Source organism: Kitasatospora sp. NPDC089913 (assembly GCF_044748625.1).
Lineage (GTDB): Bacteria > Actinomycetota > Actinomycetes > Streptomycetales > Streptomycetaceae > Kitasatospora.
Genome location: NZ_JBIVGI010000008.1, coordinates 92157 through 113139 on the forward strand (window position 1 = coordinate 92157; position 20983 = coordinate 113139).

Here is a 20983-nt window from a genome sequence, read left to right on the forward strand (position 1 = left end):
CAGGAGACCCCCATGAGCACCACCCCCGACGCCACCCGCCCCACCCTGCGGATCGGCGCCCAGCTCCACCCCCAGCACTGCGACCTGGCCGACCTGCGGGCCGCCTGGCGCGCCGCCGACGAGCTCGGCGTCGACTCGCTGTGGACCTGGGACCACTTCATGCCGCAGACCGGCGACCAGAACGGCCGCCACTACGAGTGCTGGTCGCTGATGGCCGCGATGGCCGTCGAGACCAGCCGGGCCACCATCGGCACCCTGGTGACCTGCACCGCCTACCGCAACCCGCACCTGCTCGCCGACCAGGCCCGCACCGTCGACCTGCTCAGCGGCGGCCGGGTCGTCCTCGGCGTCGGCGCCGGCTGGTTCGAGCAGGAGCACCGCGAGTACGGCTACCCCTTCCCCGGCCCCGGCGGCCGGATCGACGCCTTCGAGGAGGCCGTCACCGCGATCCGCGACCGCCTCACCAAGCTCAACCCCGCGCCCGCCGGCCCGCTGCCGATCCTCATCGGCGGCGGCGGCGAGAAGCGCACCCTCCAGGCCGTCGCCCGCTACGCCGACCTGTGGAACTGGTACGGCTGGGACTCCACCGACCCGGTCGCCGAGTTCGCCCGCCGCAGCGGAGTGCTCGACGACTGGTGCGCCAAGGTCGGCCGCGACCCGCGCGAGATCGGCCGCACCGTGATGATCGACGCCCCGCAGACCGGCCTGGCCGAGGCGTTCGCGGCGGCCGGCGCCACCGAGATCATCGTCTCCGTCCCCGGCCCGTTCGACCTCGCCCCGGTCCGCGAACTGCTCGCGCTGCGCGACGGCCTGGCCGGCCGATGACCGGATCCGGGCAGCCGGGCGGGCGTCCCGGCGCCGGGTTCCACGGCCTGATGGCCGCCCTGCTGGCGTCCAGCGCCGGGATCGGACTGGTCTTCCCGCTGACCAGCATCTACATCAGCGACCGGCTCGGACTGGGCGGAACCGGCGCCGGCACCTACTTCGTGGCGATGGCGGCCGCCGGGTGCGCCGCCGCGGTCCTCGGCGGCCCCCGGGCCGACCGGGGCAGCGCGGCGGCGGTCGGCGCGGTCGGCACCACCTCGCTGGTGCTCTCGTACGCGCTGCTCGGCGCGGCGGGCGGCAGCCTGCCCGTGACGGCCTCCGGCCTGCTCGCGGGCGTCGGCTACGGCCTGCAGTACGCGGCGATCACCGGGGTGGTCACCGCCCTGGTCCCGGCCGCGCAGCAACGCCGTGCCTTCGTGCTGCGCCATGTGATGACCAACGCGGGCATGGGCCTCGGTGCCACCGGTGGCGGGCTGCTGCTCGCCGCCGGGCACCCGGCGGGCACCCTGCCCTGGCTGTACGAGGCGGCGGCCGCCGCCTCGGTACCGCTCGCCGTGCTCTTCCTCCTGGTCCACCGCCGCCGCCCGGCCGTGCCCGCGGTTCCCGACGTGCCCGACGTGCCCGGCGTGCCCGACGTGCCCGACATGCCCGGCGGCATCGCTCCGGACCGGGAACCGGACCCGCCGGGCTACCGGGCACTGCTGCGCAGCCGTCCGATCGCCCTGCTGATGCTCGCCCAGGCGCTCTTCGCGACCGCCGGATTCACCCAGATCGAGGCGACCGTCCCGCTGCTGCTGCACCACGGCATGGGCATCGGCCTGGCCGGCGTCAGCGCCGTCACCGCCGGCAACGCCCTCGTCCTGCTGCTGCTCCAGCGCCCCGTCGCCCGGCGCCTCGAGGGGCTGGCCGAGGAGGCCGCCCTGATCGCGGCGCCACTGCTGTGGTGCGCCGCGTTCGGCGCCGGCGCCCTCGCCACGGCGACCGACGGCGCCGCCAGGACCGCCCTGCTGGCCGGCTTCGCCGCGCTGTTCGCGATCGGCGAGATCGCCTACTCCTCGGCGTTCTTTCCGCTGCTGGTACGGTTCTCGGGCCCCGCCTCGCTCGGCCGGGGCAGTGCGCTGTCCTCGCTGGCCTGGAGCACGGGGACGGCCGTCGGGCCACCGCTGGGCATCGCGGTCGTGACGGCCACCGGCACCGGCACGGGCTGGCTCGCGCTCGCCGCGGGCGCCGCGGCGGTCCTGGCCGTCACCCTCCTGCTGCGCCACGCGGCCCGATGAGGAGCGCACCGAGCCGGCCGCAGCCCGGCGCCAGAACCACCCACCCTGCGTACGGGGAGACGAACGGAGCTTCCGTGTCAGAGCTGAAGACCGCCCACCGGACACCGTCGGCACCGGCCACCACCCCGGTGTCCCGGACCGACGCCCCCGGCCGGTCCGCACGGACCACCGGCCGGCTGGCGACGGTACTGCCGCCGCTGGTGTTCGGCCTCCTCCTGGTGGGCACCTGGGACCTCGTCACCCGGACCAAGGCCGTCTCGGCGTTCTTCCTGCCCTCCCCCGGCACCGTCGCCCGGGCCTTCGTGGACGCGATCACGGACGGCGGACTGCTCGGCTACGCCTGGCAGACCGTCGTGGAGAGCGCCGCCGGCAGCGGCCTGGGCATCGCGGCGGCCCTGCCGCTCGGCTACCTGATGGCCCGCAGCACCGTCGCCGCCCGCGCCCTGCAGCCCTACCTCGCCGCCTCCCAGGCCGTACCGGCGGTGGCGCTCGCGCCGCTGCTCGCCCTGTGGATCGGCTACGGGCTGCTGCCGATCGCCATCCTCTGCGCGCTGCTGGTGTTCTTCCCGATGCTGGTCAACACCATGCTCGGCCTGCGCGAGCTCGACCGCGAGGTGCTCAACGCCGCCCGGGTCGACGGGGTGGGCCGGTGGGGCATGCTGCGCCACATCGAGTTCCCGCTGGCGCTGCCGAGCATCCTCGCCGGGGTGCGCACCGGGTGCACGCTCTCCATCACCGGCGCGGTGGTCGGCGAGTTCGTGATGGGCGGCGAGGGCCTCGGCCAGTTGCTGGCCGTCCAGCGCGGCCAGGCCGACTCCACCGGCCTGTTCGTCTCGCTGCTGACCCTCACCCTGCTGGCCGCCGCCACCTACGGAGCCGTCCGGCTGGTCGAGCTGACCGTGGACCGCTGAGCACGGGCTCCCCGCTCCTCCCGCCGCCTGCCCGTTCCCGTTCCCGTCGGCTCTCCCGCACCCTGCCCTTCCCCGTGCCCGTGCCCGTACCCGTCGAAATCCCTACGAAGAAGGACTGTCGCATGCCCAAGACCACCGCCCGCGCCGCCGGGGCGCTCGCCCTGCTCCTCGCGGGCAGCGCCACGCTCTCGGCCTGCGCCTCCGACCCGACCGCCGCCAAGTCCTCGGACGGCAAGACCGGCGGCGCCGTCACCGTCGGCCTCACCTACATCCCGAACATCCAGTTCGCCCCCTTCTACGTGGCGGAGAGCAAGGGCTTCTACAAGGAGGCCGGGCTCAAGGTGACACTTCGTCACCACAGCTTCACCGACGACCTGTTCGGCGCCATGACGGCCGGCCAGGAGGACGTGGTCTACGCCGGCGGCGACGAGATGCTGCAGGCCCGGGCCAAGGACGTGCCGGTGGTGGACATCGCCACCCTGTACCACACCTACCCGGTCGCGATGCTGGTGCCGCAGGACTCCCCGATCCGCACCATCGCGGACCTGCGCGGTCACAGCGTCGGCACCCCCGGCCCCTACGGCGAGACCTACTTCGGTCTGCTGGCCCAGCTGAAGGCCGGCGGACTGACCACCAAGGACGTCGACGTCCAGCACATCGGCTTCACCCAGCAGGCCGCCCTGGTCGGCAAGAAGGTCGACGCCGTGATGGGCTACCTCAACAACGACGCCGTCCAGTTCCAGCAGGCCGGCCTGGCCGTCCGCGCCGTCGAGGGCACCGGCGACGCCTCGGCCCTGCCCCTGGTCGCGGCGGGCCTCGGCGCCACCAGGACCACCCTGGACAAGCGCGGCGACGACATCCGCAAGTTCGTGGCGGCCACGCTGCGCGGAGTGCAGTACACGGTCGAGCACCCCGACGAGGCGGTGTCGATCAGCAAGAGCCACATCCCCGGCATGAACGACCAGAAGCAGCAGGACTCCGCCCTCGCCGTGCTGCGCGCCACCGCCCCCCTGATGCAGGCGCCCGCCACCGGGAAGCCGGGCCTCAACGACCCGGCCACCTGGGACCGGATGGCCGCCTTCATGCAGGAGCAGGGTCTGATCGAGAAGCCCGCCGCAGCGGCCGAGGCCTTCAGCAACGACTACCTCCCGTAGGCCGCGGGCGGCCGGGCCGGGGTGGGGCGGCCGTTTCGCCACCCCGGCCCGGCCCTTACCCCGGCCCCGGCCCCGTCCTTCTGGCCCGGCTCCGTCGTCCCGGCGCGGTCAGCGGCGGCCGAGCGAGCGGTACGTCCAGCCGGCCGCGCGCCACACCCGGGGATCCAGGACGTTGCGGCCGTCGACGACGGCCCGGACGGCGACCTCCTCGCCCAGGGCCACCGGGTCGAGCTCCACGAACTCCCGCCACTCGGTCAGCAGCAGCACCACCTCGGCCCCGCGGGCGGCCGCCGCGGCCGAGGCCGCGTAGGACAGCTCGGGGAAGGCCTTGCGGGCGTTGTCCAGGGCCGCCGGGTCGTACACCGAGACCTGCCCGCCCTCTCGCGCGACCGCCGCCGCGACGCCGAGCGCGGGCGAGTCGCGGATGTCGTCCGACTCGGGCTTGAAGGCGGCGCCGAGCACGGCGACCTTCCGTCCGGCGAAGGACCCGGCCACCAGCTCCCGGGCGTGGTCGACCGCGCGGGTGCGGCGGCGCAGGTTGATCGCGTCCACCTGCCGCAGGAACTCCAGCGACTCGCCCGCGCCCAACTCCTCGGCGCGGGCCACGAACGCCCGGATGTCCTTGGGCAGGCAGCCGCCGCCGAAACCGAGTCCGGCGGCGAGGAAGCGCCGGCCGATCCGCTCGTCGTGGCCGAGCGCCTCGGCCAGCCGCACCACGTCGGCTCCGGCCGCCTCGCACACCTCGGCGATCGCGTTGATGTACGAGATCTTGGTCGCCAGGAAGGCGTTCGCGGCCGTCTTGACCAGCTCGGCGGTGGCGTAGTCGGTGACGACGGTCGGAATGTCGCCCAGCGGTCCGTACAGGTCGCGCAGCAGGCCCTCGGCGCGTCCGGGGCGCACCCCGAGCACGATCCGGTCGGGCGACAGGGTGTCCTCCACCGCGTGGCCCTCCCGCAGGAACTCCGGGTTCCAGGCGAGTTCGGCGGCCTCCCCGGCGGGCGCCAGTGCGGCGATCCGGGCGGCCAGCCGCTCGGCCGTGCCGACCGGGACGGTGGACTTGCCGACGACCAGGCAGGGCCGGTCCAGGTGCGGGGCCAGGGCCGTTACGGCGGCGTCGAGCTGGGAGAGATCGGCGGCCCCGGAGTCCTTGCGCTGGGGCGTGCCGAGGCAGAGGAAGTGCAGGTCGCCGAAGGCGGCGGCCTCCTGCGGGTCGGTGCCGAAGCGCAGCCGCCCGGCGGCCAGGTTGCGGCGCAGCAGCTCCCCCAACCCCTGCTCGTGGATGGGCAGTTCACCCTGATTGAGGGAGCGGACCCGGTCCTCGTCGATGTCGGTTCCGAGGACGTCGTGGCCGAGTTCGGCCATGCAGGCGGCGTGGGTGATGCCGAGGTAGCCGCTGCCGATCACCGTCAGGCGGTGGCGCACGGTCGGTCTCCTGTCGTTGTGGGGGTGCGTGGCATTGCCGGACGGGGCAGGGAGACCGGCCGGCGGAGGGACCGGCCGGGGATACGGAGGGGCGGCCGGGAGGAGGGGCGAGGTCGGCGGCCCGGGTCGGCCGACGGGGTCAGTCGACGGCCCGAGTTAACCGACGGCCCGAGTCAGTCGACGGCCCGGGTCAGTCGACGGCCCGGGTCAGTCGACGGCCCGGGTCAGCCGGCGCACGGGCCGGACGGCGAGCAGCGCGAGCGCGCAGCCCAGCCCGACCACGGCGCCGAGGAACAGCAGCCGGTGCACGCCGACCAGGCCGCTGACCGGACCGGCCACCGCCTGACCGAGCGGCACGGCCAGGATGGAACCGGCGATCTCGTAGGCCGCGACCCGGTTCAGCTTGTCCTCCGGAATCCGGGTCTGGACCGAGGTCGCCCACTGGACGCCCCAGAACGCCCACCCGATGCCACTGACCAGGTAGCCCGCCATCAGCAGCGGCACCGGCGGCACCAGCGCGGCGGACAGCGGCATCAGCGGGAAGAGCAGCATCGCCACCGCCCCGCCGAACAGCGGCCGGGCCGGGCGCAGCCGGATCGCGACCAGGCCGCCGAGCACGCAGCCGACGCCGAAGGCGCTCTCCGCCCAGCCGAAGGCCGCCTTGCCGTGGGCGTCGATGATGGAGACCGCGCCGACCGGTGTGATCGGGCCCCAGACCGCGACGCCGAGGACCCACCAGATCAGGATCACCGACCACAGCCAGGAGCGGGAGCGGAACTCCGTCCAGCCCTCGCGCAGGTTCTGCAGGGTCGAGGCGCTGCGATCGGGCTCGACGTGGGGCAGTCGCAGGGCCGTCAGGCAGAGCCCGCTGACCACGAAGGTGATCGCCGTCGCGGCGAAGACCGAGGCCGGGGAGACCACGGCGACCAGGGTGCCGGCGAGGGCCGGGCCGGCCATCGTGGCGACGCCCTGGCTGACCCGTAGCACGCCGTTGGCCTGCTGCGGGTCGGTGGCGACCTGGGGCACGAGGCTGGTCAGCCCCGGCTGGAACATCGCGGTGGCGAGCCCGCCGAGCACCGACGCGAGGACCAGCAGCCACAGCGGCGGGTGGCCGAGCCAGAGGCAGAGCGCCAGACCGGCCTGGATCGCGCAGCGCGCCCCGTCGGCGGCGATCATCTGCGGCCGGGGGTGGAACCGGTCGGCGAACACCCCGCCGAACACCACGAACAGGGCGAACGCCCCCATCCAGGCGCCCAGCGCGACGCCGACGGCGCCCACCCCGAAGCCGAGCGAGAGCATCGCCACGGCCGTCGCGACGGGGATCATGGTGTCGCCCAGCACCGCCATGGTGCGGGCGGTGAAGTAGAACCCGAAGTTGCGGGTCCACAGGCGGGCCGGCGGGGCGGGCGGCGCGGCCAGGGTCGCGGCCATGGGGCTCCTTCGAGGGGGGTTCGGACGTCCGCCGGGGCGGGCGGGTGCTCGGGGACGGGCGGGTGCGCTGCTCCGAGGGGCGGCGTGCGCGGGGAGGCTGCGTGTGTCGGGAGGCTGCGTGCGTCGGCGCCGGTGTCGGCGCCGGTTCAGAGCGCGAGTTCGACCCCGTACGCGCGCAGCCAGGCGTCAGTCTGCAGGGCGGTCTCGAGCGCGGCCCGGCCGACCCCCTTCACCAGGGCGTCCGCGCCGTCCCGGGCCACCGCCGCCCGGAGCCCGGGTGCGAGCAGCGGGGCGACCGGGCTGTCCGGGTCCAGCACGACCCCGGCCAGCCGCTCCCGCAGCACCCGGTCGTAGCCGGCGTCCCGCAGGTTGGGGTAGGGCGTCTTGATCCGCATCGCCACCGGTTCGGGCAGCAGGTCCTTCATCGCCGCCCGCAGCAGGCTCTTCTCCCGGCCGTCGAACGCCTTCATCTCCCAGGGGATGTTGAAGGTGTACTCGACCAGCCGGGGGTCGGCGAACGGCACCCGGATGTCGAGCCCGGCCGCGCTGCCGAGGCGGTCCAGCCGGTCGAACAGCACCCGGGTGTGGCGGGTGTGCGCGAGGTAGGTGACCTCGCGGTAACGGGCCTCGACCGGGTCGGCGAGCGCGTCGGCGGCGGCGAGTTCGGCGACGGCGTCCCGGTGGCAGTCCTCCTCGTAGCCGGCCAGGTCGAGCTTGCCGAGCAGTCCGGCGTCGAAGACGACGTCGGTGCCGAGGAAGCGCGGACGGCCCTCCGCCACCCACGGGAAGGTCGGCCGGGCGATCCACTCGGGCAGCCGGTTCCAGTTGTAGCCGCCGAAGACGTCGTCGCCGCACTCGCCGGACAGCGCGACGGCGGCGTGCCGGCGCGCCTCGCCGAACAGCAGCCGCAGCGAGGCGTACTGGTCGCCCTTGTTGATCGGGATGTCGTAGGCGGCGAGCACCGAGGCACGCAGCGCGGGGTCGAGCAGGTCCAGGCCGGCGAGCGAGATCTCACCGTGCTCGGTGCCGGCGTGCTCGGCCATCAGCCGGGCGTAGTGGTGGTCCTCGTTGCCCTGCGCCGCCGCGCCGTCGGCGCCCGGCTCCTGGTCGTTGACGGCGAGCGAGCGGATCGGACCGCGGCCCTGGCGGTGGGCGAGGTCGGCGGCCAGCGCGGTGAGGGTGCTGGAGTCGAGGCCGCCGGAGAGCAGCGAGAGGGGCAGTTCCTCGCCGTCCAGGTGCGGGGCGACGGCGTCCTCCAGCAGCGTGCGGACGGTGTCGACGGTGGTGGCCAGGTCGTCGGAGTGGCCGGCGACCCGCAGCTGCCAGTAGCGGCGCTCGGTCGCGCCCGTGCGGCCGACCCGCAGCAGCGTGCCGGGCAGGACCTCGCGCAGGCCGCGGAAGATCGCATGGCCCGGGACCCGGGCGACGGAGAGGATGTCCCGCAGGCCGTCGGCGTCGAGGACGCGCCGGAAGCCGGGATGGGCGAGCACGGCCTTGGGCTCGGAGCCGAACAGCACGCCGTCCGGGGTGGCCGCCCAGAAGAGCGGCTTGACGCCCATCCGGTCGCGGACCAGCAGCAGTTCCTCCCGGCGCGGGTCCCAGAGGGCGAGCGCGTAGCTGCCCTCGATCCGGGTGACGAAGTCCTCGCCCCAGGCCAGGTACGCCTGGAGCACGGCCTCGGCCTCGCCGCCGGTGACGGCGCGGTGCCCGGCGGCGGTGAGGCGGTCGCGCAACGCGCGGGCGTTGGTGAGGTGGCCGGCGAAGGAGAGCACGGCGAGCGGGCCGGTGTCGCCGGGGGCGGTGACCGGCTGGGGGTGCGGGTCGCGGGCGGTGCGGCGGTGCCCGAGGGCGGCGTGCGCGGAGCTCCACAGCCCCTCGCCGTCGGGCCCGCGCCCGGCCAGTGCGGTGGTCATGGCCCGGACGACGTCCTGCCCGTCCGCGGGGTCCGCGGGGTCGTGGGAGGGGGTGGCGTGGGAGAAGTCGACCCAGCCGGCTATGGCGGACATGCGGTACTCCAGGGGTGGGCGGTGGCGGGCTCGTTGCGCTGGCGGCAGCGTGCGGGGAGGGGACGCGGTGGGGGCGGGGCGGGGGCGGGGTGGCCGGCGGCACCGGACGGGGCGCCGCCGGCCGGTACGGTCACGCCCGCGCGGCGGGCCCGGTCGGGGCGCCGGGGACGGAGGCGGCGACGGTGTAGTCGCCGTGGATGTCGCAGGCCCACCACTGGGCGAGGGCGCGCATGCTCTCGCGCAGCTCGGCCGAGGGCTGCCAGTGGAGTTCGGCCCCGATCAGGTCGGTCGCCATGGTCCAGCGGTCGACCGTCGGGTCCTGGACCCACTCCCAGGGCGTACGGCGCGAGACGTCGGCCAGGAACCCGGCGAGCTCCTGCTCGTCGAAGGCCGCCGAAGCCACGTTGAACACCGGCCGGGCGGGCGGCGCCGCCAGCACGGCGCGCAGCGCGTCCGCGAGGTCGCGGTGGTCCAGCACCTGGTGGCGGCCCAGCGGGTTCAGGGCCAGCGGTCGCCGGGTCCAGGCCAGGTTCACCCACCGCACCAGCGGGCTGTCCTGCGGCGCGTACCGGCCGACCGGGTCGGCGAGGCGCAGGAGCTGCACGGCGACGCCGTGTTCCGCGCCCCAGGCCAGGACGGCCTGCTCCTCGCGCCACCAGGCCAGTGCCACCGGATCGGCCGGGGCGGCGGCCGGGAGTTCCTCGGTGACGGTCCGTTCGCGGATGCCCCGGTAGACGGCGGACGACCCGGCGTAGACCACCCGCTCCACCCCGGCCTTGGCGGCGGCGGCGAGCACGTCGGCCAGCAGGCCGTCGTCCTCGGGGCGGCCCAGGTGCACCACGTACCGGACGCCGTCGAGGTCCCCGGCGGACGGGCGCCCGGCCGGCTGCACCGCGTCGTGGTCTGCGCCCCGGCCGGTGCCGTGCTCTGCGCCCTGGCCGGTGCCGTGCCCTGCGTCGTGGCCGGTGCCGTGTCCTGCGTCGGCGAGCAGCCGGGCCAGCTGCCGGGCGAAGGCGGGGTCGCCACCGGTGACGGCCACCCGGGCGAGCGGGGCCGGGCGGGGCGTGCGGGCGGCCGGGTCGGCTCCGGCGCGGCGGCCTGCGGCCAGCGCGGTCAGCGCGAGGTCGCGCACCGCCGGGGCCGCCGCGAGCAGTTCGGCGGCGGTGAACTCCTCGCACAGACCGCCCGATCCGAGCGTCTCCATGACCGCGGCGGCGATCCCCGGGTCCGGCTCCGGCAGGTCCGCGGTGACGGCGCCGAGGGCGAACGCGGTCAGCCACACGGCCCGGCCGGCGCCGTCCGGCAGACCCGCCGCGGCGTCCGGGCCGGCGGCCGCGAGGGCGGCCAGGCAGGCGTCCAGCAGGCCGGTGCGGGCGAGCTGCCGCTCGGTCTCCAGGTACTCCCACTCGGTGCCCCGCAGGACGGCGCAGCGGGCCTCGCCGTACTGGTAGAAGGGCACCACCGGGAAGCGCGGGCACGGCCCGTCGGCTTCCGCCGGACCGGCCGCGCCGGTGAACAGGGTCGCCTGCCGGAAGCCGTGGTAGGTGTTGCCGGCGAGGCTGGGCAGGTCGTCGTGCTGCACCGTACTGGGGGTGCAGAAGCGCACCGGCATGCCGATCGCGTTCAGGTAGCGCTGCACCACCACGTCGTAGGGCCAGCCGCCGCCGTGCTCCCGCTGGTACGCCTCGTAGCCGCGGGCGGCCTCGGCGGGCAGCATCAGCGCCTGGCAGGGCACGTGCTCCTGGAGGGTGTACGCCCAGGGCGCGCCGGCGAGCGCGGCGAGCCGGGCGACGGCACCGTTGCGGGCCTCCCAGCCCGCGTAGAGGGCGATCGCCTCGCCGGGGGCCGCCGCGGCGGCGCGCTCGGCGTGCTCGTAGAAGCCCTCGGCGAGCACCACATCGTCCTGCAGCACCAGGTGATGGGTGGCGTCGGGCGCCACGCAGGACCAGGAGAGCGGCGCCACCCGGAGCGCGGTCGGACGGCCGTCCGGCTCGGGGTCCATGATCACGAGGACGCGGCCCCGGGGGTCGGCGTCGGCGAGCCGCCGCGCCTCCTCCGCACGCTTGGGGTGGCTCATCACCGCGCCGCTCAGCCGTACCCGGGCCGAGTCGCCACGGGCGTCCGTGCGGCTGTCCTTACTGCTGTCCGTACTGGCATCCATCGAAGTACCTCGCTGTGGGGGGGTGGGGGTCCGTCGGGGTCGGATCAGCGGGTGGCGCCGGCGGTGCCGCCGTTTCCGGCGCTCCCGTCCACGCTGTCGGTGCCGTCCGCGCCGGCGTTGCGGACCTTGCGCTCGTTGTCGTTCAGGCCGTGGTCCGACCCCTGCTCGCGCTCCAGCCGGATCATCGCCGCGGGGCGGTAGTTGAGGATGTACGCCCGCCGCACGCGGTCGCTGGTGTTGCCGCGGGAGTAGTGCAGGGTGGTGCCGGAGTGCGCGATGCCCTGACCGGCCGTCACCGGCACCGCGGTGGCCCCGGGCTCGTCCTCCGAGCAGTCGCACTCGATGTTCTTGCCGTCGCTGGTGGGGCGGTGCGGGCGCAGCGGCCGGGTGTGCGAGCCCTTCACGTACCACATGCAGCCGTTGTCCGGCCCGGTGTCGTCGAGGGCCACCCAGAGCGAGACGGCCCGGGTGTCCGGCAGGTCGATCCAGTACGCGGCGTCCTGGTGCCAGGGGGTGGGCACCGCGGTGTGCGGGGCCTTGTGGATCAGCATGTCGAAGTCGAGCATCGCGTCGTCACCGATCAGCTCGCGGGCGAGGGCGAGTCCGCGTTCGTGCAGCGGCAGGTCGAGGATCGGCGGGTGGAGCGCGGAGGGCCACATGATCTGGGTGATGTTCTCGACGCCGGCCTCGGCGCCCTCGGCCCGCGGCGCGTGCGAGCCGAGGTCGGAGCGCTTGTCGCCGCTCTCGATCTCACCGCTGAGGAAGCGGTCGTAGATCGCCCGGTACGCGTCGACGTCGTCGGCGGAGAGCAGGGTTCCGGCGAAGACGAATCCGTCCTCCCGGAATACGCCGACCAGGTCGGGGTTCGCGCTGACGGTCATGACTTGATCCTTTCCCGTGTACGGTCCGGGGCCGGTGGAATTCGCCGCGTCCGATCGGCGCGGGCACGGCGGAACGCCGTGGATTCGTTCTGTCGCTTCATTCCGCGGTCGCGATTCGCGATTCCTGGTGCACGGCCCGATGGCGGATCGGGTGTTCGCCGTTCCGGCGTTTCCCGACCCCGGTCATCAAATAGCCGGTAATTCGGCGCGTCAACGTCCGTCGTTCCGTCCACCCGCCCCCCGGTCCGCCGACCGGGGGGCGGGGACCCCGGGCCCCGGGCCGGTCAGCCCGCCTCGGCGATCCGCATCCGCTCGCGGTCCTCGGTTGCCCGGCGCGCGGCGGCGTCGAGCACCTCCAGCACCCAGGCGGAGAGATCGCGGTTGGCCCGGTCGGCGGCGTCCTCCCAGAGGCCGTGGCGGGCCTGGGTGACAGCGAGCCGGAGTTCGACCGCGATGGGGCGAGCGCCCGCGCCGGGGGTGGTGGCGGTGCGGATCCGGCGGCGGAGTTCATTGCGGGACCAGCGGCCCTGCTGCGCCCGGTCGAGCCAGTTGTCCTGCACCTCGGGATCCAGTGAGGCGACCTCGGCGTGGTGCTGCATGCTCAGCACCGGCCTGCGGCGGCCCGGCGGGAATTTCCGGGCGACCCAGGCGTAGTTCCGCAGCGTCTGGTAATCCAGCGCGGTTTCGTCAATGGCCCGTCGGTAGCGTTCTGGATATCGGTCCTGGCCGTAGACCAGCCAGTCGCCGAGCCACCAGGTCGCGGAATCCGCGGCGGTTCCGAGATCCTGCCCGATGCGCATCCACGCGTCGATCGGGAGCCTGGCCGGGAGGGCGAGCGAGGTCTGGTCCCTGGAGAGTTCCGACCCTCTCCCGGTACGCCTTCCCAGAATCCTCACGTCGTCCGGCCGATCCGCCCTTCGCATGCTGTCCTCCCCGTTGTTCAGCAACAGTCGATCATTTTGGGGAACGAACCGCACCGCTTCAAGGTCTAGACCAGCCTTCGGAATCCCCCGCCGCACCCCCACCGCACCCCGGGCACTTCCCCCACCGCCCGCCGTCCGGCCGACCGCACCGCGCGCCGCACCCCCTCGCACAGCCCGCCGTCCCACTCGCCGTCCCGCCGGCCGTCCCGCCCGCCGTCCCGCCGGCGAGACATGGCCGCGTCAGAAACCGCAGACCAGACCCGGTTCGGCCGCCCCGGAACCGGAAACCCGGCCCCCCGCCGCCCGCTCCCCCGGACCACGGATCTGGCGACCCACCCACCCCCGTGGCCACAATCGCACCGCTCCGGCCCCCGCAGGGGAGGCCAGGACACCACACACCACCGAAGGAGCCGACGTGACCACCCGGGAGAGCGTTTCGGAGCACGGCCTGACCGTCCGCGCCCAGCACCGGCACAACCCGTACGACCACCTCTTCGACGACGCGGGCTTCGCTGGACTGCTGATCGACCTCGGACTGCGGCGGGCAGCCAGCATCTGGCGCAACCACACCGCCGCCGCCGGCACCGCCCCCCGCGACCCGTACCCCCGGGCGAGCATGGGCTTCGTCCTCCTCGACCCGACGGCCGGCCCCTGGGCCCCCGACCCCGAGTCGGTGATGGCGGTGATCACCGTCGGCGAGGACGCCCACCGCTTCCTCCCCAAGGCGGCGGCCAAGGCCGCGGGCCACCGCCGGCTCGGCCGCAACTACGGCGAGGCGGTCCTGACCGACCCCCACCTGTGCGGCGGCGGCGCCTTCCGCTACGGCCACTCCGCCGAGATCCGCGGACAGATCGTCGGCGCCAGCTCCCAGTCCACCGACCAGGACCTCTTCGAGGCCGCCCGCCTCGCCACCGACCTCGTCGACGCCCTCGCCGAGGCCCAACTCTCCTGGGAGGACCGCACCGGCCCGAGCGACTGGTACTCCCCCACCGACACCCCCCACCCCCGCTACCGGGACATGGTTGCCTTCGCCCTCCCCCCGGCGGATCCCTCCACGATCACCTCCACCCAGATGATCTGACATATCGTCAGCACCATCGCGATCTTCCCCCTCAGGGGAGCCAGCGGGCGGCCTGCTCCCTGGTCACTCGCGCGGCATCGACGTACCAGAGCCTGTTCGGCTTGTCCCAGCCGGCCTTGAGGAGCCTCTTCGCGTCGTCCTTCTCGCCGTACGGGACATTGAGATAGAGCCGCCCGCCGACGACGTCCCCCGGGCGTATGCCCGCCGCACCGGTAGCGGCGCGCGGGGACGGAGCAACCCTCACGCCGCTCGCCGCGTCCCCCGCCGCCCGCGGGTTCCACGCGGGCCGCTCCTTGCGGGCCCGGTCGATGACCCGGGCGACCCGTTCGCAGGACGCGGGGTCGGTGAAGCGCATCATCAGGTCAGTCGGTCCACTGCTCGCGAGCAGGTTGAGCGAGCCGTGCCAGAGCACGGAGTCGTCGAGGATGAGCACCTTCTCGTGCATGCGGTCGCGGAAGCCCACCTGACAGCCGGCCGCCCTGAGGATGTCGATCTGCTTCCGGTGACGGGCCGCCCCGGCCTCCTCCCGCTGCTCCTCCGGCGACCGGGTGTGGACGACGACCCTCACTCCGTCGGCCGCGCGGGCGCCCAGCAGCGCCGACCAGTGGCGCACCGGCGTCGGATCGAGGAAGGCGCAGTGGACCTCGATGCTGGTCCGGGCGCGGGCGATGTCCCACTCCACGGCCTTCTGCACCTCGTCGGCGGGGAAGAAGGCCGGCCGTGCCAGCTCCTCGTCCGACAGGACCGACAGCTGAGCCGCGTCACGGGTCGGGATCAACTGGTCGGCCGCGATCACCTGGGCACGGCTCTCCAGATGGTCGAGCATGGCCCGGGCCTCGCTGTGCGGGCTGAGGTGCTTGCGCAGGTGCTCGACGTCGGCCACCACGATCAGGTGGTCCTGGGCCCGGCTGAGCGCGACGTTCAGCAGCCGGCAGGTCTGGGAGGAGAGACCGGTTCCGGCGTAGAAGATGCCGGGGTCCTTTCCGGCGCCGACCGCGGTGTCGAAGACGACGATCGGGCGCTGACTGCCCTGGAACCGGTGGATGGTGTCCACCAGACCCTCGTAGTCCTCCCCGAACCGGTACTTCAGGCTCCCCTTGAGTGCCCTGACCTGTGCCCGGTAGGGCGCGATGACCGCCAGCCGGTCCGTCGCGCGCTCCCCCGGTGCGGTCTCCGCGCTCCCCCACTTGCGGCCGGGGAGCACTCCCTCGTACTGGAGGCCGCGGACGAGTTCGTGGACGACGGCCTCGTTCACGGTGTTCGCGCGGTAGTCGGGGCCCGGGATCCGCTGCTTGGAAGTGTCGACGAGGATCACGGGGGCATCCACCAGCGGGTTGGCCGGGATGCGGCTGCCGTCGGCGCGCCCTGTCGCGAGCGGCGCGTCCGGGTACGCCACGACGTTGACCACCCGGCAGATCGCCTCACGCATGCGGTACTGGGTGTCCAGTGCCACCAGGCGCGGGTCCTGGCGCACGGAGCCGTTCCCACTCACCAGGCCGGCCGCGTGGAAGGCGTCGCGCGCGGTCCAGTCCCGGGCGTGCGCACGCTCCTCCTCGGTGGCCCTCCGGTCGCCGTCCCCCTTGGTGACGGCGGGCAGCTGCCGGAAGTCGCCTGCCACGACGAGCCGCTTCCCCGCCAGACCGGCCGCCAGCCAGGCCGAGGGCAGGTCCACCATGCCCGCCTCGTCCACCACCACGACGTCCACCCGGTCGAGCAGCTTGCGCGACTGCACCGCCTTGGCGACCGTGGCCCCCATGACCCGGCAGCGGGACCGGACGGTCTGCTTGATGCGGGAAAGCTGGCGGTCGAGGTCCTGGATGCGCTCCTGAAGAGTGCCGGCCTCGCGGACGAGCGTCGTGTACGCGGGAAGGCCGACGAGCCGGGGCCGCAGGCCCGCGAGGGTCCCGCTCGTCGCGCCGATCCGGGCCGCGAGCTCCTCCGCCTGCTTCCGGGCGGCCGCTCCGACGTACTGGGACGTGGAGGCGGCCTCGGTCGCCCGCGTCAGGTCCGCCCTCAGCGCGGTGAGCCGCTGCTCCCTCCGCGCGGCGAAGAGACCTCTCGGGTCCCCCACCTCACTGACGGCCAGCCGCAGCCGGGCCGCCTCGGCCTCGGCCCGCAGTGCGTCGCGTTCCGCGGTCCCGGCGGATTCGGCCGCCTCCTGGCGGGCGCTCCGGTCCCTGTCGAGACGCTGCTCCAGCTCCCGGACCTCGTCGTACAGCGCAACGCCCGCCCGGACGTGCCGCAGCGCCTCCCGCGCCTCCCGCGCCGCTCCGTCCAGCTGCGCCGAGACCCGGCCGGCGACCCGGGCCGGGTCGACGAAGTCCCCGTACCGCTCGCGGAGCGACGGCAGTTCGATCTCCCCGGCCCGCTGGACGAGGCCCTCGGCGAAGCCCTGCTCGGCCTCCAGCAGGTCGCATATCCGCTCCAGCGCCTGATCGACGGCGACCTTGGTCGGTGCCAGGAAGAGAACGGTGTGCCCCTGCCGGACGTTGCCCTCCACGATGTGGCCGACGACATCGGTCTTCCCCGTCCCCGGCGGCCCCCAGAGGAACAGCACCTCGCTCGCCAGGGCCTGGGCGACCGCGGTCCGCTGACGCGGGTTGAGCTTCAGCCCGTGCCAGCCGGCGACCCACCTCTCGGGGTCCGCCGCCAGCGCCACCGTCGGCGCGCCCTGCCCGACGACCCAACCGGCGCTCTCGACCCGGATGCCGCCGTCCTCCGCACCCGCGGCTTCCAGGCGCTCGGCGAGTACCAGCAGCCCCGCCGAATCGTCCTTCCGCACCTGCACGTTGCGCGCCCCGGACGGCAGCCCCTCGCTCACCACCAGCCGGACCCTCCCGTCCGGCATCGGGGAGGCCTCGGCGGGGATCCAGGCGCCACGTGCCTGGGCGGGACGCACGAGGACGGGGCCGCCGTCGAAGGACCCCGGCCACCTGTCGCACCCGAAGAGGTACTCGTAACGACCCTCCGAGGCGGACACCGGCCGCCCGTCCGAGAGCGCCGCCTTCTCCGCGTCCTTCGCCTCGTCGCGGCGTTCCGCCCGGATCTCCGCCTGCACGGCGGCCAGGAGTTCGGGAACCGGATAGGGCTGCTCGACCTGCGTCATGAATCTGCACTCCCCCGAAACGTCTGCACAGTGCTTCGTCCACTGTACGGACTGCAGGCGACAGCGCCGCCGAGTTCGGCCGGACGCCTCCGGGGGGCCGCGGCCGCCGTACGTCTCCGACCAGCACCGGCTCCGACCAGCACCGTGCCGAGGACGGACGTGCACGGGACCGGTCCCCCGAGCCCCGACGATCAGCCCGGGACCGGCGGCTCCGGACTCCCTGCCCGGACCGGCCGGGACGGCGGGGCGGCACGGGTCAGGTCCACCTCGGCGAGGCCGCCGACGGAGAGCGGGCCGCGGTTGTCAGGCTCCGGTCGTCAGGCCGCGGTTCTCAGGCTGCGGTCGTCAGGCTGCGAACCGGTCCCGGGCAGCGGGGTTGCCCACTGCAGGCTCACCACCGCACGCGTCGGACCGGCGCGGCGGCCCGCGGTACCGGTACCGCGGGCCGCCGTGCCCGGCCGAACGGGCCACCGCGCCCCGGCCGAAGGAGCCGTCGCAACGATCCTCCGGCCGAACACCCGCTCGGAACGGTCCGCGACGGCGGCGCCGGCCGCCTCAGTGCGCGCAGGCCCACCAGGCGTCGGTGGTGGCGCCCTCCGCGAGGGTGCGCAGCTTGGCGACCGCGGCGGCCGGGTCCTCGGCGCCGTAGACGGCGGAGCCGGCGACGAAGACGTCCGCGCCAGCCTCGGCGCAGCGCTCGACGGTGCTCGCCGACACGCCGCCGTCGACCTGGAGCCACAGTTCGAGGCCGTGCTTGGCGATGAGCTCCCTGGTCCGGCGGATCTTCGGCAGCATGATGTCGAGGAACGACTGGCCGCCGAAGCCGGGCTCGACGGTCATGATCAGCAGCATGTCGAGTTCCGGCAGCAGGTCCTCGTAGGGCTCGATCGGCGTGGCCGGCTTGAGCGCCATCGACGCCCGGGCGCCCTTGGCGCGGATCTCGCGGGCGAGGCGGACGGGGGCGGCGGCGGCCTCGGCGTGGAAGGTGACCGAGCCGGCGCCCGCCTCGACGTACTGGGGCGCCCAGCGGTCCGGGTCCTCGATCATGAGGTGGCAGTCGAGCGGGATGTCGGTGGCCCGGGCCAGCGATTCGACGATCGGGACGCCGAGGGTCAGGTTCGGCACGAAGTGGTTGTCCATCACGTCGACGTGCAGCCAGTCCGAGCCGCGCACCGCCTCGGCCTCCTGGGCGAGGCGGGCGAAGTCCGCGGACAGGATGCTGGGGTTGATCTGCGCCATGGGGCCTGTTACCTCTTCTTGCCTGCGTGCCGAGGGTGTTCGGAGCCCCGGGGGTCCGGGGCCCGGCGGTCGGGGCCCGGACCCTGGGGCCCGGACCCTGGGGTCCGGACCGCCGGGGTCCGGGGCGCGCGCGGGGCGCACCCGTGCCCATCATCCCTCGCGCCGTCGGAGGCGTGTCACCGGTGAGACCTCCCCGTGACCGTCATCACACCGGGGGCGGGGTTATCGTGACCGCCACCGTGGTCATCAGGCCTGTACGACACCGCACCCCTCCCCCTCGCGCTCCCCGCGCTCCCTCGAGGAAGGTCCTCCGTTGGCCGATCTGGTCCACCCCGCCCGCGCCCTGTGGTGGCTCTTCGAACCCGTGCACGCCGTCACCTACTTCACCCCCGAGGGCCTCGCCGCCTTCGAGGAGGCCGGTCTGCGCGGCGTCGCCCGCAGCTACTTCGGCGGCCGGGCCGCCCCGCTCGGCGCGGTGGACGCCCCGCCGGTGATCGCCGCGTTCTTCAACTTCGCGCCCGCCCCGATCGAGCGCGCCCTCCCGGCGATCTGGAAGCTGGCCGCTCCGGAGGCCGCGCTCGCCGCCCGGATCAGCGGCGCCTCGGCGGCCCTGGAGCGGCTGCTGGAGCACGTCGACCCGGCGCGGATCGAGCTGGCGGCGGACCTGCTGGCGGACGCGGTCACCCGGTTGGACTGCGCCGGACGGGTGCTGGCCGCCGCCAACGCCGCCCTCCCCGTGCCGTCCGACCCGCACGGGCGGCTCTGGCAGGCCGCCACGGTGATGCGCGAGCACCGGGGCGACGGCCACGTCGCCGCCCTGGTCGCCGCCGGCCTGGACGGCTGCGAGGCGCTGGTGGTGCGCTGCGCCCTGGACGTGCGGCGCGAGGCGCTGCAGCCGTTCCGCGGCTGGACGGACGCCGAGTGGGACGCGGCGGCGGCCCGGCTGGTCGAGCGCGGCTGGATCACCGAGCGCGGCACCATCACCGAGTGCGGCCGGATCCGGCACCAGGCGCTGGAGGCGGCCACCGACCTCGCCGCGGCCCGGGTCTGGGAGCACCACCCGCGGGCCGAGCTCGACCGGCTCGCGGCGGCGCTCAAGCCGATCTCGGCCCTCTGTCGCGCCGCACTGCCCCCGATCAACCCGATCGGCCTCCCGGCGGCCACCACCGCCTGAGCCGTCTCCCGACGGCACGCCGCCCCCGCGGAGGGAGTCCGCGGGGGCGGCCGCCGTTCGCTCCTCACTCCGACGTGTCCGCCGGGGTCGCGCCGGGCCCCTTCCCCTCCGGGCCCGAGCGGAAGGCCAGCCGCTGCCTGGCGCCGCGCCCCCGGCTCTCCACCGGCAGCACGCCGCTCGCGCCCGCGAGCCCGAACGGCGGCATGTCGAAGTACACGGACTCGTAGCCGCCCTCCGGCACGATGTACGCCTCGTGCCAGAGGCCGACGTGTCCGCGCATGCTGCCCTTCTTGAGCTTGTTGTTGGCGATCTTCCAGACCCGGTGGTGGAAGGCGTCCGGCGCGGTCGCGTACGCGTAGAGCTTCTCCTCGGACTCCCAGTACTGGACCGCGTAGTAGGTGCGCGGCGAGGCGGTCAGCAGGACCTTCCCGCGCAGGCCGCGTTCCGGTTGCCGGCCCAGCTCGTGCAGCATCCGGAACATCGCCAGCAGCATCGGGAACCACTGGTGGACGGCCCAGAACCGGTTGATCCGCATCCCGATCAGCAGGACGACGGTCTCCCCGGTGGCGGCCGCGGTGGTGAAGCCCGGAGTCGGTTTCGCGAACACGTCTGCCCCCAGCCCTGTCGGCTCTTCCGACCCTCCCGCCCCTTGGGCTACTCGCGGGTAGAGGTCGATGTAATCGGCGATTACATCAGCGCGCACCGACCCGGTCAACCCTCCGCGCACACCAAGTTCCCTCCTGTCAGCGGGGGTTGGCGATTCCCCGGCCGAGGGTGTCGAGCACCTGCGCGGCCACCTCCTCCGCCTTCTCGGCCGGCAGGTACCCGTCCAGGACCATCTGCGCCAGCCCGTACACCAGCGCCTGCCCCGCGAAGCCCACCAGCTCCGGATCACCGGGCCGCAACAGGCCGGCCTCCTGGTCGGCGACGATCACCTCGGTGTACGCGCGGTCGATCCCCGACAGCCGCTCCCGCAGCTCCGGCTGCGGGGCCGGCGCGAACACCCGGGACCGCACCAGCGCGAACCGGTGCGGGTGCCGGACGGCGTACCGGACGAAGCCCAGCCCCAGCGCCCGCAGCACCGCCCGCTGGTCCCCCGTGCCGTCGACGGCCCCGTCCCCGGCCCCCGTCGCCGCCGCGATCCCGGCCCGTTGCCAGCTCTCGAAGTCCGCCAGCACCCGGTCCGCCACCGCCGTCAACAGAGCCCGCCGGTCCGCGAAGTGCCGGAACGGCGCCCCCGCCGACACCCCCGCCCGCCGCGCCACCTCCCGCATGGTGACGCTCTCCTGGCCCGCCTCGTCCAGCAGCTCGAACGCCACCGCGACCAACGCCTCGGGCAGCGCCCCGTGGTGGTAACTACCGCGCTCCGCGGGCCTCTCCGTCATGCGGGCA

General features: G+C 74.7%; 16 protein-coding genes. 6 read left to right on the top strand and 10 right to left on the bottom strand.

What is annotated here, in order from left to right; translation table 11 throughout:
- Window positions 1–12: 12 nt before the first annotated feature.
- The 4 genes from ACIPYS_RS15200 (at window position 13) to ACIPYS_RS15215 (ending at window position 4167) form a co-directional block, all read left to right on the top strand.
- Window positions 13–825 carry an LLM class F420-dependent oxidoreductase gene (locus ACIPYS_RS15200; RefSeq protein ID WP_400746374.1) on the top strand — a complete coding sequence of 271 codons (813 nt, stop codon included), beginning with the start codon at window positions 13–15 and terminating at the stop codon, window positions 823–825.
- Window positions 822–2102: an MFS transporter gene (locus tag ACIPYS_RS15205; RefSeq protein ID WP_400746376.1), complete on the top strand. Its 1281-nt coding sequence runs from the start codon at window positions 822–824 to the stop codon at window positions 2100–2102. The genes ACIPYS_RS15200 and ACIPYS_RS15205 overlap by 4 nt, the downstream gene beginning before the upstream one ends.
- Before the next feature lie 326 nt (window positions 2103–2428).
- Window positions 2429–3013, top strand: coding sequence for an ABC transporter permease (locus tag ACIPYS_RS15210; RefSeq protein ID WP_286158662.1), 585 nt, complete (start codon window positions 2429–2431; stop codon window positions 3011–3013).
- 122 nt (window positions 3014–3135) lie between these two features.
- Window positions 3136–4167, top strand: coding sequence for an ABC transporter substrate-binding protein (locus ACIPYS_RS15215; protein ID WP_400746377.1), 1032 nt, complete (start codon window positions 3136–3138; stop codon window positions 4165–4167).
- A 108-nt stretch (window positions 4168–4275) separates the two neighbouring features.
- Here the strand turns inward: ACIPYS_RS15215 and ACIPYS_RS15220 are convergent, their stop codons facing one another.
- The 6 genes from ACIPYS_RS15220 to ACIPYS_RS15245 form a co-directional block, all read right to left on the bottom strand.
- Window positions 4276–5589: a UDP-glucose dehydrogenase family protein gene (locus ACIPYS_RS15220; RefSeq protein WP_400746379.1), complete on the bottom strand. Its 1314-nt coding sequence runs from the start codon at window positions 5587–5589 to the stop codon at window positions 4276–4278.
- 207 nt (window positions 5590–5796) lie between these two features.
- Complete coding sequence (locus ACIPYS_RS15225; RefSeq protein WP_093862915.1) at window positions 5797–7020, bottom strand: MFS transporter; 1224 nt, start codon at window positions 7018–7020, stop codon at window positions 5797–5799.
- Between the two features lie 146 nt (window positions 7021–7166).
- Window positions 7167–9026, bottom strand: coding sequence for an asparagine synthase (glutamine-hydrolyzing) (gene asnB, locus ACIPYS_RS15230; protein ID WP_400746382.1), 1860 nt, complete (start codon window positions 9024–9026; stop codon window positions 7167–7169).
- A 130-nt stretch (window positions 9027–9156) separates the two neighbouring features.
- On the bottom strand, window positions 9157–11187 hold the full coding sequence (locus ACIPYS_RS15235) for an NAD-dependent epimerase/dehydratase family protein (RefSeq protein ID WP_400746384.1): 2031 nt from the start codon (window positions 11185–11187) through the stop codon (window positions 9157–9159).
- A 44-nt stretch (window positions 11188–11231) separates the two neighbouring features.
- Window positions 11232–12068, bottom strand: a complete 837-nt coding sequence (locus ACIPYS_RS15240; RefSeq protein ID WP_093862913.1) for a phytanoyl-CoA dioxygenase family protein — start codon at window positions 12066–12068, stop codon at window positions 11232–11234.
- A 284-nt stretch (window positions 12069–12352) separates the two neighbouring features.
- On the bottom strand, window positions 12353–12991 hold the full coding sequence (locus ACIPYS_RS15245; protein ID WP_093865255.1) for an LmbU family transcriptional regulator: 639 nt from the start codon (window positions 12989–12991) through the stop codon (window positions 12353–12355).
- 415 nt (window positions 12992–13406) lie between these two features.
- Here ACIPYS_RS15245 and ACIPYS_RS15250 point away from each other — a divergent pair, with 415 nt between their 5' ends.
- On the top strand, window positions 13407–14072 hold the full coding sequence (locus ACIPYS_RS15250) for a hypothetical protein (RefSeq protein WP_400746386.1): 666 nt from the start codon (window positions 13407–13409) through the stop codon (window positions 14070–14072).
- 31 nt (window positions 14073–14103) lie between these two features.
- Here ACIPYS_RS15250 and ACIPYS_RS15255 read toward each other — a convergent pair whose 3' ends face one another.
- Together ACIPYS_RS15255 and rpe are read right to left on the bottom strand one after the other, a co-directional pair.
- Complete coding sequence (locus tag ACIPYS_RS15255; RefSeq protein ID WP_400746388.1) at window positions 14104–17178, bottom strand: AAA domain-containing protein; 3075 nt, start codon at window positions 17176–17178, stop codon at window positions 14104–14106.
- Window positions 17179–17733: 555 nt separating this feature from the next.
- Window positions 17734–18417: a ribulose-phosphate 3-epimerase gene (rpe, locus tag ACIPYS_RS15260; RefSeq protein ID WP_093862911.1), complete on the bottom strand. Its 684-nt coding sequence runs from the start codon at window positions 18415–18417 to the stop codon at window positions 17734–17736.
- A gap of 313 nt (window positions 18418–18730) precedes the next feature.
- Here rpe and ACIPYS_RS15265 point away from each other — a divergent pair, with 313 nt between their 5' ends.
- On the top strand, window positions 18731–19591 hold the full coding sequence (locus ACIPYS_RS15265; RefSeq protein ID WP_093862910.1) for an SCO6745 family protein: 861 nt from the start codon (window positions 18731–18733) through the stop codon (window positions 19589–19591).
- Between the two features lie 64 nt (window positions 19592–19655).
- Here ACIPYS_RS15265 and ACIPYS_RS15270 read toward each other — a convergent pair whose 3' ends face one another.
- Window positions 19656–20198, bottom strand: coding sequence for a DUF4188 domain-containing protein (locus ACIPYS_RS15270; protein WP_400746390.1), 543 nt, complete (start codon window positions 20196–20198; stop codon window positions 19656–19658).
- A gap of 136 nt (window positions 20199–20334) precedes the next feature.
- On the bottom strand, window positions 20335–20976 hold the full coding sequence (locus ACIPYS_RS15275; RefSeq protein WP_400746392.1) for a TetR/AcrR family transcriptional regulator: 642 nt from the start codon (window positions 20974–20976) through the stop codon (window positions 20335–20337).
- Between the last annotated feature and the right edge of the window lie 7 nt (window positions 20977–20983).